Source organism: Bacteroidetes bacterium GWF2_43_63 (assembly GCA_001769275.1).
Classification (GTDB): domain Bacteria; phylum Bacteroidota; class Bacteroidia; order Bacteroidales; family DTU049; genus GWF2-43-63.
Genome location: MEOQ01000002.1, coordinates 28,782 through 43,512, shown reverse-complemented (window position 1 = coordinate 43,512; position 14,731 = coordinate 28,782). Strand labels below are relative to the sequence as shown.

7 protein-coding genes are annotated in these 14,731 nt (G+C 43.6%); all 7 read left to right on the top strand.

Features of this window, described 5'->3' with window-relative positions:
- Positions 1–7: 7 nt before the first annotated feature.
- The 7 genes from A2W93_12470 to A2W93_12440 all read left to right on the top strand — a co-directional run bounded on the left by A2W93_12470 (position 8) and on the right by A2W93_12440 (position 14,703).
- Complete coding sequence (locus tag A2W93_12470; GenBank protein OFY56480.1) at positions 8–556, top strand: hypothetical protein; 549 nt, start codon at positions 8–10, stop codon at positions 554–556.
- Positions 553–1,458, top strand: coding sequence for a 4-hydroxy-tetrahydrodipicolinate synthase (locus A2W93_12465; GenBank protein ID OFY56479.1), 906 nt, complete (start codon positions 553–555; stop codon positions 1,456–1,458). The genes A2W93_12470 and A2W93_12465 overlap by 4 nt, the downstream gene beginning before the upstream one ends.
- Before the next feature lie 33 nt (positions 1,459–1,491).
- Complete coding sequence (locus A2W93_12460) at positions 1,492–4,860, top strand: hypothetical protein (GenBank protein ID OFY56478.1); 3,369 nt, start codon at positions 1,492–1,494, stop codon at positions 4,858–4,860.
- 9 nt (positions 4,861–4,869) lie between these two features.
- Complete coding sequence (locus tag A2W93_12455; protein OFY56477.1) at positions 4,870–5,637, top strand: tRNA pseudouridine(38-40) synthase TruA; 768 nt, start codon at positions 4,870–4,872, stop codon at positions 5,635–5,637.
- A gap of 742 nt (positions 5,638–6,379) precedes the next feature.
- Positions 6,380–7,222 (top strand): antirepressor, encoded by an 843-nt coding sequence (locus tag A2W93_12450; protein ID OFY56476.1) that lies wholly within the window; start codon positions 6,380–6,382, stop codon positions 7,220–7,222.
- A 429-nt stretch (positions 7,223–7,651) separates the two neighbouring features.
- Entirely contained in the window at positions 7,652–8,647 is a 996-nt protein-coding gene (locus tag A2W93_12445; GenBank protein OFY56475.1) for a hypothetical protein, read from the top strand.
- 656 nt (positions 8,648–9,303) lie between these two features.
- Complete coding sequence (locus A2W93_12440; protein OFY56474.1) at positions 9,304–14,703, top strand: hypothetical protein; 5,400 nt, start codon at positions 9,304–9,306, stop codon at positions 14,701–14,703.
- Positions 14,704–14,731: the final 28 nt, after the last annotated feature.

Below are 14,731 nucleotides of genomic sequence, written 5' to 3'. Positions count from 1 at the left end.
GAAAGCAATGCTAAAAAAATTCCGGGATAATATATTCCATAAGGCACTAAGTCGTCGCAAGGCGGCTGTGAAGAGGATTGTTGCCAACAAAAGTTTTGAGGAATCCGGAACTTTTCTTTTGTTGTTCGATTGTACAACTGAAGAAAAATACAACGAATTCACACGCATTCAATCGATGTTGCAGTTGCAGAAAAAAAAGGTGCATGCCATCGGGTTTCACGGAATGCCTGCAACACCAGCATGGTGCAATAAATCGCTGCATGTGGCTTTCGTCGGGAAGAACGATATGAGTAAATCAGGTATTCCTTCCGATGCGCTTGTTGATGAATTTCTGAGTATTCCGGTTGACACTTTGATTGACCTGACGTATTGCATGCAACCGGTTTTTCATTGGATCATTGTGCTTTCGGCAGCCAGGCTAAAAATTGGTGCCTGCGAGAAAAAAAATCAACAAATTTTTGATTTAGCGATTGAAGTCTTGCCAGGACACTCGCAGGAAGAGATGTTTTCGCTGGCAATTCATTTCCAGAATATGTTTCAAAAAAAGCAAATATGAAATTTTCAGTACAAGGATGTGGAGTGGCGCTCGTCACACCGTTTGATGAACAGGGAGCTATAGATTTCAAAAGCATGATCAGACTTGTTGATCATGTGGTTGATGGCGGTGTGGATTACATTGTGCTTTTCGGCACTACCGGCGAGTCTCCAACTGTTTCGCTGCAGGAAAAACAAGAAGCCTTGCAGTTGGTTTCCAAACATCTGAACGGCAAAGTACCCATTGTAATTGGCTTTGGGAGCAACAACACAACAAAGCTCATCGAAGAAATGAACCTCTTCGATTTCACCGGGGCATCGGCTTTGCTTTCGGTAATGCCGTATTACAACAAGCCAAATCAGGACGGGATGTACATGCATTACAAAATGATTGCAGAACATGCACCCATTCCTGTTGTTCTGTACAATGTTCCGGGCCGCACGGTGGTGAACATGGAACCTGAAACAACCCTGCGTATTGCCAGAGATTGTCCGAACGTTATGGCAATCAAAGAGGCCACAGACAATATGGACCAGGTGATGGATCTGCTATACGAAAAACCCGCATCGCTCGAAGTGGTTGCAGGAGACGATGCACTCGCCCTGCCTATTATTTCAATGGGCGCATGTGGAGTAATTTCTGTAATTGCAAATGCATATCCGAAAGAATTTTCGAAAATGGTGCATGCAACCATGAATGGCAATATGGAAGAAGCCAGAAAATATCATTATCTGATTCTTCCAATCATGCACACTTTGCTGAAAATGGGCAACCCGAGCGGCATTAAAGCGGTTCTGCATATTAAAGGATTGATTCAGCATGTTTTCAGACTCCCCGTTCATCCGGTGAATGAAGCCAAATTTGCAGAGATTTCCAAAGTTGTTGAGCAGACAGAAAAAAACTGCAGGCAGGCAACTTTGTAGAGAAATCGATGTCTTTAGAAAAACATTACCCCCATGAAATTGGTATTTTCAATTTTACTGCTATCGCTGTCTATTTCAATTTTCTCTCAGACGCAGATACAGCAGGCAACGCAGATTTTACAGGACAGAGGTGAGATCGTTATCAGATTCAATGTCGCAACAAAAGATCAGATCAACAATGACCTGACAAAAATCATGTCCATCGACAACGTGAAACCGTCTCACGATGGCGGTTTTGACGTGATCGCGTATGCGAATGCTCGAGAGTTTCAGACTTTTCTGACAAGAAATATTCCGTATCAAATTATACCAAAAGACGCTTCCAAAGCGCTGACTATGGCAACAACAGTGGCTCAGATGGCTACCTGGGATAAATATCCAACCTACAGCGTTTACGAACAAATGATGGCCAGTTTTGCCAGCACTTATCCGACGCTTTGCAACATTGATACAATAATGGCTTCAACGCCTTCGGGTAATTATAAAATTCTTGTTGCAAGAATTTCAGATAATGTCAATACCGCTGAAAACGAGCCTCAGTTCCTCTATTCATCATCGATGCACGGCGATGAGACAACAGGATTTTACCTCATGCTTCGCATGATTGAATATCTGCTCTCCAATTATGGCTCTGTTTCACAGGTTACAAGTCTGGTGAGTGGTGCCGAAATCTGGATTTGTCCAATGGCCAATCCCGAAGGAACTTATTATAATTCATCGCCTGTAGGATCAACCATCGCCAATTCCATTCGGGGAAACTTATCCGGCGTTGACCTTAACCGTAATTATAAAGATCCGGTTGACGGCGATCATCCCGATGGAAATGCATGGCAACCCGAAACACAAGCATTCATGACCTTTGCCGACAATCATCATTTCAATATGGGCGGCAATTTTCACGGTGGCGCTGAAGTAATGAATTACCCGTGGGACAACTGGACGACAGCAAGCAATCCAAATGCTGATGCCCCATGGTGGGAAAGAGTTTGCACCGATTATGTTACCACTGCACGGGCCATTACATCCGGATACATGACCGACACTTTTGGTGATGGCGTTACCGAAGGCGGCGACTGGTATCTGGTTGCCGGTGGCCGACAGGACTATATGAATTACTTCCATCAATGTCGCGAAGCTACCATTGAACTCGATGGTGTAAAAACGACGGAAACTGAGAACCTGAATGGCATGTGGAACACCAATTACCAGTCACTTCTCGATTATATGGAAGAAAGTTTGTACGGAATTCGCGGCCTGATAACTGATTCATGCTCCGGTATGCCCATTCGCGCAAAAGTTTTCGCCAACAGTTACGATCAGGCCAACGATAGTTCTCATGTATATTCCGCGCTGCCAGTCGGCAATTATCACAAATACGTAAATACCGGAACCTACAGTATCACTTATTCGGCACCAGGCTATACTTCCAAAACAATTACGAATATAGCGGTAACCAATGGAACTGCAACAACACGCAACGTTGTACTGGTGCCACTTACACCTGTAGCCAATTTCGCAGCTGATGTTACTTCAACCTGCACAGGGATGGTTCAGTTTTCCAATACAGGAACCTATCCTGCTGGTTGTTCATTCCTTTGGAGTTTCGGTGACGGACAAACCTCGACACTCGAAAATCCGCAACACGCCTATGCTTCAAATGGCACCTTTACTGTACAGCTCACAATTAACGCCTGTGCAGGCAGTGACAGCGAAACAAAGTCATCGTACGTTTCCGTAAATATGCCAACAGCACCTACTGCCACCGGTGCTACGCGTTGCGGAAGTGGATCGGTTGCATTATCAGCTGCTGGCGGCAGCACACTGAATTGGTACACCTCAGCCATCGGCGGAACTGCTGTTGGCACAGGAACCACTTTCAATACTCCATCAATCAGTACCACCACAACTTATTATGTAGCTTCGGAATCTGTGACAATTGGTGCGGCCCAGCATACGGGCATGACTGATAATACTGGCGGTGGACAGTATTTTACCAGCACAAATGCTTATCGTTACATGATTTTTGATGTCATGCAGCCCATCCGCCTCGAATCGGTGAAAGTGTATGTAAACACTGTTGGCTCACGGACAATTTATTTGCAAAACAGTGCGGGCACTACGCTTGACTCGGTTGTTGTGAATATTCCAACTGCTCAAAATCCATATCTCGTTACACTCGATTTTGACATTCCCGTTGGTACCGGTTACAGACTTGGCCTCAAAACAGGAACAGGAAACAATTTGTACATCGGCAGCAATCCATCGTACCCATACACCATTGCAAACACTATTTCAATCACAGGTAACAATCAGAATCAATCTTATTTCTATTTTTTCTTCGACTGGATAGTGAAGACAAACGAAACCTGTTCGAGCGCGCGCACAGCAGCAACAGCCACCATTTACCAACAACCGGTTGCATCGTTCTCAGCCATTGTAAACGGGAATTCAGCTGACTTTACAAGCACGTCAACCAATGCAGTTGCGTATTCATGGAATTTCGGCGACGGACAAACATCGACAATGCAAAACCCGGATCACATATATGCATCGACCGGAACATACATTGTTACGTTGATCGTAACCGGGACAGGCAGCTGTTCGCCGGATACCACCACGCAGCAGATTATTATAAGTAATGCACCTTATTCCGATTTTTCAGCTTCGCAATTCTGCGTAGGAAGCACAACATTGTTCAGCGATCAATCATCGGTTGCTACCGGATCAATCACAAGCTGGGCCTGGGATTTCGGAGATGGCAGTGCAACTTCAACAACACAGAATCCTGCGCATACCTATGCCGATTCGGGTTTGTTTAACGTAACACTCATTGTAGTTTCCAACCTTGGTTTTTCCGATACAAGTTCTCAGCAAATTTATATCGAGTCTCGCCCCACAGCGGCATTTGATGTAGTGACAGGAGCTCCGGCACAAACGACCGCTTTTACGGATCAATCCGATGGAAATGGAAGTACTTTAGCAAACTGGATCTGGAATTTCGGCGATGGTTCGACATCGGTGCAACAAAATCCGGATCATGTTTACAGCGGCGATGGGACCTACTGGGTCACGCTGATTGTCTCCAACGGATGCGGCAGCGACACCATCATGCAGCAGGTTGTAATTATTCCCGACGGTATTTCAGAAGCAGAAAATCACATAAAGCTTTTCCCGAATCCGGTGCAGGATGATTTCATCACACTTGAATTTACTACACACACAAGCGAAACATACCAGATCCGTATTTTCGGAACAGATGGAAAGCTGAATACAACACAAACATTCGAAGCAACATCAGGTGAAAATCGTTGCATAATGAATCTTGAATATTTGTCCAAAGGTGTGTATTGGATTGAGCTTTCATCGGGATCAACAGTTCATCGGATTCAGTTTGTAAAATAATTCTGCCATATGCGATACGGCGTTCATCTTTGCTACGATGGTACTGATTATGCAGGCTGGCAGCGGCAAATAAACGCCATGAGTATTCAACAGGAACTCGAAGAAAAACTTTCGATTCTCTTGAAAACTGAAACAGCTGTAACTGGCTGCGGGCGGACGGATACGGGTGTTCACGCATTCAATTTTTTTGCACATTTCGATAGCGAACCCATTGCAAACACCGAAGAAATTGTTTATCACTGGAATGCAATGATAAATTCAGGCATTCATGTGTTCAATTTGTTTGCTGCTCCCGACGATTGGAATGCACGCTTTTCAGCAACAAAAAGAACATACCGCTACATTATGCTAAAGCGCAGGAATCCCTTTCTATCACGCTTCGCATACATGGTCCCCTATCCGCTTGATATGGATAAAATGCAAAAAGCTGCGTCAGCATTAGTCGGCACACATGACTTTACTTCGTTTGCAAAATTGCATGGCGGACAGAACAACGGAATTTGCAATGTGCAATCTGCAGAAATTATTGTCAGGGATGATATGATTGTTTTTGAAATCAGCGCAGACCGATTTATACGCAACATGGTCAGAGCCATCACCGGCACCCTGCTCGACATCGGCCGAGGACGAATTTCTTCAGAAAGCATCGGTGAAATATTACACTCGCTTGACCGCAGTCAGGCGGGCGCATCTGTTCCCGCACATGGCTTGTTTCTTTCTGAAGTTCATTATGAAAACAATCCGGAAATTCCGGAAAACAGAAAGCCGTTCTTCTGATAAATCCGGACCGCTTTTTCTTCCGCGAATCAGCGCTTATTTACGCTAAAATAATCTTCTTCCCCTCAGCAGGTCTGATTGACGCTAACCCGCCAGCATCAGTCACTGCCGTGACATGATGGGCGGACAAGTGAGAATCACCCTTCATCTGCGAGGAAGGCTCATTCAGTGGACAATGGCGCGCGGAGGAGAGTTTAGTCCGACGAAGGCGGACCAGAGACGCAGAGAAGTGATGCAACGGAGGTATCATGGTGCGAAAATATCTTAAAGCGCCTTTTTACTTTACGAACCTGATAAACTTTCAACTATTGAGTTCCCGGTCACTGATAGAGATACAGCTATTGAGACTCAACCGGTATCTACTGAAAAACCGCAACAGCCTGTCTAAATACATTGGGCGCGCGTCTCCCGACGCGTGACCACTTGTCCTATCTCTTCCGCTGTCGCAAATTTTTAATCCGTGACAGTATAAACTAAACAAACTAAAACGAAACATCTATTATTCCCATAGCAGGCGGCTCAGTCCTCCGCCATGCTTCCCTTCGTCGGGCTCAGGGCAGGCTTCAGCTCAGCACAAGGCTGGCGGAATATTCATCATTCCTTAGTCGCTTCGACTAACAACCAACAAAATTTTATTCATTATGATTTTTTGTATTTTTGTGGGAGAACGTGAAATTACGACATGGAAATACGAAAAAACAAAATGAAGATAACTGATAATTGACTTTAAAAATACCCCAATATGAAAAAGGGCAACGAAATAAAAATATTTGAGGACAAAAAGGTTAGAACCCTTTGGGATGCGGAACATGAAAAATGGTATTTGTCAATTGTGGATGTTATTGCTGTTTTGACTGATAGCCCTAACCCTCAGGTGTATTGGCGTGTGTTAAAAAAGAGACTCAAAGACGAGGGAAATGAAACCGTTACAAATTGTAACGGTTTGAAAATGTCGGCCCCTGACGGCAAAATGAGATTGACCGATGTAGCTGATACCGAACAGCTTTTCCGGTTAATACAATCAATCCCATCACCAAAAGCAGAACCTTTTAAACAGTGGCTTGCTCAGATAGCTGCAGAGCGACTGGACGAGATGCAAGACCCTGAGCTCAGCATTGACAGAGCATTGGAGCAATATTTGAATTTGGGCTATTCGGAAAACTGGATTAACCAACGACTTAAAAGCATTGAGATTCGTAAGGAACTCACCAATGAATGGAAAAAACGTGGACTTACAGAAGGCGTTCAGTTTGCTGCCCTTACGGATATTATCACAAAAGCATGGGCAGATAAAACCACCAAAGAATATAAAATTCTGAAAGGTTTGAAAAAGGAAAACCTGCGAGACAACATGACCAATACCGAATTGATTTTAAACATGCTGGCCGAAGCTTCAACCAAAGACATCTCAGAAGCGGTGCAGCCCAAAGATTTTGAAGAAAGCAGGGAAGTGGCAAAGCAAGGTGGCAACGTTGCTAAAGTGGCAAAAAAGGAGTTGGAAGCCAAAACAGGTAAAAAAGTTGTGAGTGCATTAAATGCAAAATCCACATTGGGCTTGCCGGATAAAAACAAAAAAAAGAAGTGATTGTTTTTATCAATTTGGTTCATTTGCCTGAAGTCAGCGAAAGCGGCATCGGCATCATGCTCAAAGTTGACATGACGCGGAATGTAGTGGAGTGAGGGGTGCGAAAAATCTGAGTTTGCAATATTGCTTTTCATCCCATAGCAGGCAGCTTAGTCCTCCGCCATGCTTCCATTCGTCGGGCTCTGGGCAGGCTTCAGGCTCAGCACAAGGCTGGCTGATTATACCAATTTGAAATACATGATAGTCCAAAAGAATATTATGTATTTCATTAATTGGTAAATGCCGACAGAATTATTTGGACTACAATATAATTCTCGTCGGTATTATTCATCATTCCTGAGTCGCTTCGATTAACAGCCAACAAAATTTTATTCATTATGATTTTTTTGTATTTTTGTGAGGGTACGATGAATATAACGCTAAGACGTTATGGGCAACCCTAAAGAGACGACGACAATGGATAAATATCTTCAAGACTTATTAGAAAGAATGGCTGACCGTTCAGACGATATGGTTGATATGCCAAGTGGCGGACGGCAATCAAACCCTGATGCTACTTTTAAAAAAGCAAATGATGAAGCAAGACAAATCAACAATCTTGAATACATTGAACAATTAAAGGCATTTATTGAGAAAACTAATAATGAAGATTTAAAAAAGAATGCATACAATGTCCTATTCTATATTTACTCAAACACAGGTGAAGCAAGAATATTGACATATTGTATAGACAGACTAGCAACTGAGAAAAAAGAATGGACGTTGTATACAATTTTATGGAACATCGAATGCTTAAAAAATAAAATTCCAAGTGATATAAACATTGATAATATTCTTGCACTTACGACTTATAAAAAGCATTTAGTCAGAGACGGTGCAATAAATTGTTTGAAGAATGCAGACAATTCAAAAGCCGAAGATAAATTAATAGAAATCATTACGACAAGCACAGACCATTATCAATTGACCTATGCAAACGCCACTATCGGAACTATTGGGACATCTAAGAGTATACAACATCTCTTGAAATTGGTTGAAAATAAAAAACAAGATGTTGCAGCTACTGCACTTGGAGCTGTTCTCAAATTATCAGACAAGACGTTATTAACTTTGTTTATAGAAAATCTCGAAAAAGGAAAGTTGAAGTATCTTGGACTTGAAGGAGTAGTAAAGTATGGCGACAAAAATGTAGTTCCATTTGTTGAAAAACGAGTTAAAGAACTTGTAGCCAAAAAGCGAATAATTCAATTTATCCTTTCTAAAAACAATACAGAGTTGACAGTAGCTATGAATTTTCTTGCTGAATATTCGAAAGAAATTGAGAGCATAAGAAAATTATACAATACTCTCATGACAGTTAAATGGGAACTTTTGTGGGACACCGAAAAACAATGGCTAAATGACAATAGAAACCGATTTGAATAAAAGGGCAGCCCATAACAGCTGCTTTTATAAAATTAAAGTTTATCTGACAACATAAAAATGTATTTGGTTTTCGGAAAACGGAAACGCATAAACTTCCTTTCATAATTCCAGAAATAATTGCAAGATATTTTTGATTTGTTGTCTTTTCCCAACATTAACAGTTGATTTTTAACTTAATGATGGAAATTCCCGACATTTTTATACCGTCAAAACGGCCATGATGGTAGCCGGTTCTGGACGATAGTGATCTTTGGTTGTATCCGTATTTTACTGGAAAATATTTTCCCGCTGCACGCTTTATAATGGAAATTATTTTCCCGTTTTACACTTTATAGCGGAAAATATTTAAGAAAAGCATCGAAAATTGCTTTTATAATGGAAAATATTTTCCAAAAAGGTTGTTTTAGTGGAAATTATTTGAGAAAAGCAACTGAAAACTCTTTTATAGTGGAGAAAATTTGCACAAGGAAATACAACCTGCATTATTCAATTGAAAGCAGCAGGTAAACTGATGCAATTACACAAACCTGCAAAATCATCCATTTCACCGTCAAATAATTCCAAATCAAACACATTATAAAAGCATTCGTGTATTTATTAATATAATACAAATATTCGCAACCAATTATTTTTAAATTTGTCTGTTAATAAAATACATGATTATGGGGTACAGATATATTTTTCTATTTCTGTTTATTTCAGTTTTTGCTGCCGGAGTAAATGCACAAAACTCTTCAGTAATCAAGCTTCAACAATCATCACAGATTTTACAGGACAGAGGGGAAATCGTCCTGAGATTTCATGTGGCAACAAAAGATCAGATTAATAACGACCTGACGCGCATTATGTCCATCGACAATGTGAAACCTGCGGCTGCAGGCGGATTTGATGTGATTGCCTACGCCAATGCACAGGAATTTCAAACATTTCTGACGAGAAATATTCCGTATGAAATCATTCCAAAAGACGCACCCAAAGCACTGACGATGGCTACCACCGTGGCTCAGATGGCTACGTGGGATCGCTATCCGACCTATAGTGTTTACGAACAAATGATGGCCGATTTTGCCAGCACTTATCCGACACTTTGTGACATAGATACGATATTGGCTCCAACCCCTTCGGGCAATTATAAAATTCTGGTGGCACGAATTTCAGACAATGTCAATACCGCTGAAAACGAGCCTCAATTCCTCTATTCATCGTCGATGCACGGAGATGAAACAACTGGATATTATCTCATGTTGCGGATGATTAATTATTTGCTGAGCAATTATGGCTCAATTTCGCAGGTAAGCAACCTGGTGAATGGCGCTGAAATATGGATTTGTCCCCTCGCCAATCCCGAAGGGACGTATTATCTTTCATCGCCGGTTGGCTCTACAATTGCCAACTCCAGAAGAAACAACCTGTCCAATGTCGATCTCAATAGAAATTATAAAGATCCTCTGGATGGCGATCATCCAGATGGAAATGCATGGCAGCCCGAAACACAGGCCTTCATGACTTTTGCAGACAATCATCATTTCAACATGGCCGGCAATTTTCACGGTGGCGCAGAAGTCATGAATTATCCGTGGGATACCTGGACGACCGCTGGCAATCCGAATGCCGATGCGGCATGGTGGGAACGCGTTTGCACCAATTATGTCACTACCGCCCGCACAGTTACTGCAGGATACATGACAGATACCTACAGCGATGGCGTTACCGAAGGCGGCGACTGGTATGTGATTACAGGCGGCCGGCAGGATTACATGAATTATTTTCATCAATGCCGCGAAGTAACTATTGAACTTGATGATATTAAAACCACAGCTACCGAAAATCTGAACGGCATGTGGAATACGAATTATCAGGCGCTGATGAATTATATGACGGAATCTCTTTATGGAATTCGCGGCATTATAACCGATTCGTGCACCGGACAACCCATCAGAGCCAGGGTTTTTGCGAACAGTTATGACCAGGCCAACGACAGCTCGCATGTTTATTCTGCGCTGCCTGTTGGAAATTATCACAAGTATGTAAACACTGGAACTTATAGTCTCACCTTTTCCGCTCCGGGCTACAATTCAAAAACGATCAACAATATTTCGGTCACCAACGGAACAGCAACAGTTGTCAACGTTGCCCTTGTGCAGCCCGCTCCTGAGGCTAATTATTCAGCCAACGTCACATCAACCTGTAATGGCAATGTTCAATTTACAAACTCAGGAACCTACGCATCAGGTAGTACTTTTCTATGGAATTTCGGAGACGGACAAACTTCGACTCTTGAAAACCCCGATCACACCTACGCTTCAAATGGAACTTACACCGTGCAGCTCACCATTACTGCTTGTGCGGGCAGCGACAGTGAAATAAAAATATCTTACATCACCGTGAACATGCCGGCCGCACCCGTGGCTACCGGAGCTACAGTATGTGAAAGCGGAACTGCCACGTTAACTGCTTCGGGAACCAATACTCTTAACTGGTTTTCTGCGGCTACCGGTGGAACTTTGCTGGGAACAGGCACCACATATACAACTCCCAGTATAAGCAGTACGACAACCTATTATGTTGAAAACAATATTCCGGCAACGCCCACCAACGTAGGACCCGCAGTGGGCGGCGCTTCGCGTAATGTTGCAGCCATTGAATATTTTGATGTGTACGAACCCATGACACTGATTTCGGTGCAGGCTATGGCTGCAACTGCAGGGTCGAAAACCATTACATTGCTTGACAATACCGGTGCTACGGTTTACACTTCAAACGTAAACGTCAATACAACCACCACAACTGTTACACTCAACTGGCTTATACAGCCCGGTACCGGATATCAGCTGCTGACCCCGGCCAATTCAACACTGTACCGGATTTATACAGGAACAGCCTATCCATACACAGCAGCTGGATTGTGTGCAATCACAGGTTGCGACATCGGTTCCGATTACTTTTATTCATGGTTTAACTGGACCGTGAAAGGCGCCGGATGCAGCAGTGCAAGAATTCCGGTTACAGCTACTGTGCAGACTGAATCTACACCAACATTTACAGCCCTGGGGCCCTATTGCGTAGGTGGGACGCCGGCGACTTTGGCGACAACATCGACGAATAGCATCTCAGGAACATGGTCGCCTGCTACAATCAGCACTGCAAGCGCCGGAACAAATACTTACACATTTACGCCCACAGCCGGACAATGCGCTACTACAGCAAATTTAAATATTGTTGTCACCGATAATATTACTCCAACATTTGCTGCGATCGGCCCCTACTGCGTCGATGCAACACCTGCAACATTGCCGTTATCATCGACCAATGGAATTGCCGGAACCTGGAGTCCCGCTACAATCAGCACTGCAAGCGCCGGAACGACAACTTACACCTTTACTCCTTCGGCAGGCCAATGTGCCACAACTGCCAGTTTGGAGATTGTCACCAATGATTTTACAATACCATCCTTTACTGCACTTGGACCTTATTGCGAAGGGGACACACCGGGTATATTATCCACCACATCGGGCAACGGGATCACCGGAACCTGGAGCCCAGCTGTTATCAGCACTGCAACGGTTGGAACATCTGCGTATCATTTCACACCAACAGCCGGACAGTGCGCTTCCAACACAAGCATGAATATCGATGTTACAGAAGGAGTTGAACCAACCTTCACACAACTGGGACCTTATTGCGTTGGCGCCACGCCCGGATCCATGCCATCAACATCGGTCAATGGTATTTCCGGAACTTGGAGTCCTGCTACAATCAGCACTGTGAGTGCCGGAACGAACACTTACACTTTCACACCCAATGCAGGCCAATGTGGAACAATAGCCACTATGAGCGTTGAAACAGGCACCAACATCAATGCGACTTTTAATTCATTTGGACCTTATTGCGTTGGAGCCACGCCTTCTGTTCTTCCGACAAATTCAATAAACGGAATTACGGGAGTATGGAGCCCCGCTACGATCAGCACTGCAAGCGAGGGAACAACAACATACACTTTTACACCTGATGGTGGACAATGTGCCGGAATTTATACAACCGATATAACTGTTGCGACAGAAATTACACCATTATTTGCTGCAGTCGGCCCATACTGCGTCGATGCATCACCTGCAACATTGCCGTTGTTATCGACCAATGGAATTACCGGAACATGGAGTCCCGCTACAATCAGCACTGCAAGCGCCGGAACGACAATATACACGTTTACTCCAACTGGAGGACAATGCGCTATTGCTGTAAATATGAGCATTTCGGTTAACGACAATATTACACCAACATTCACAACACCTGGACCCTACTGCGTTGGCGCAACACCAGCCACGCTAGCAACAACATCCGGGAATGGCGTAAATGGCTCCTGGAGCCCATCTTCAATAAGTACTGCTTCTGGCGGAACAACAACTTATTATTTCACACCAACCGCAGGACAATGTGCCACCAACACAAACATCAGCATTGAAGTCGATGAAAATATTGTTCCTGCATTTACAATGACGAATTTCTATTGTGTCGGAGCCACGCCTGCATCACTCTCGCCCACATCAACAACCGGAATCACAGGTACATGGAGTCCATCTACAATCAGCACTGCAAGCACCGGAACAACAAGTTATACTTTTACTCCAAATGCAGGACAGTGCGCGGAATCGTATTCGACAAACATTGTTGTGGACAACAGTATCAATGCAACGTTTAATACTTTTGGGCCCTACTGCACAGGAGAAACACCTGCAACTTTGCCCACGATTTCAAATAATGGAATAACCGGCACCTGGAGCCCGTCTTCGATTAATACTGCCATTGTCGGCACTGTAACGTACACCTTTACTCCAGATGCAGGCCAATGTGCCGGATCTTTCACAATGAATGTTACAATCACATCCGGGACCACGCCGCCCTTCAGTATCCTTGGGCCATATTGCCTCGGCAGCACACCCGGGACACTACCAACTACGGCTCTGAATGGCGTCAGTGGAAGCTGGAATCCAGCAATCATAAACACCTCCGTGGTCGGAACAACGATTTACACTTTTACACCAAACCCCGGGCAATGCGCTACCAATGCCACTTTGAGCATCACCGTGAATCCTGAATACTCTTTTTCTGAATCTCACAGCATCTGCAGTGGAAACAGCTACACCTGGCATGGAAACACATATTCAGCATCGGGCACTTATACCGTAAATCATCCTTCAATACATGGCTGTGATTCAACATACACGCTGTACCTGACAATTAATCCTGAGTTCAGTTATACTGAAAATCACACAATTTGTCCGGGATCGAGCTACACCTGGCATGGGAACACCTATTCCAGCGCAGGTACATATTACGATAACTATACTTCCGCACTTGGCTGCGATAGTGTTTACGCGCTGAATCTCAGCATTGGTCAGGAATACGCATTTGCTGAAAACCATTCAATTTGTGCAGGAGAATCCTACATGTGGCATGGAGCGGCCTATTCAACAGCAGGCACCTACACAAAACCATATTCAACAATACATGGTTGCGACAGTACTTATACGCTGAATCTAAGTGTGAATCAACTTCCTGTGGTTTCACTCGGAAATGACACAACTATTTGCGCAGATGAGGAAACAATAACACTCGATGCTGGAAATACAGGCGCAACCTACATTTGGAGCGAAAATGGAGCCACTACTCAATCAATTCAATTCACTTGCACAGGATGCAATCCCGGCGTATATCCAATATGGGTAGCCGTTGACAATGGCTGTACTGCAAGCGACACAATCAATATCAATATACAATTGTGTGATATAATTGACGAAAGCGGAAACATTCTTTTATCGTTGTATCCGAATCCAACAGAAGGACTGGTTTACCTGAGTACAAACGGCATGTACAATGATGTACAAATCACACTCACACACGCGGACGGCAGGATCATTTATCAGGGACTTCTGCAAAATCTGAGTGGCAGTGCTGAACTGAAAGAATTTGATTTATCGCAGTACGCAGCAGGATTCTACTTCCTGCATATTTCATCTGATGTGCACTCGAAAACGATCAAAATTGTAAGGGATTAAAAACACCTCGCAGGGTTTAAAACACTGC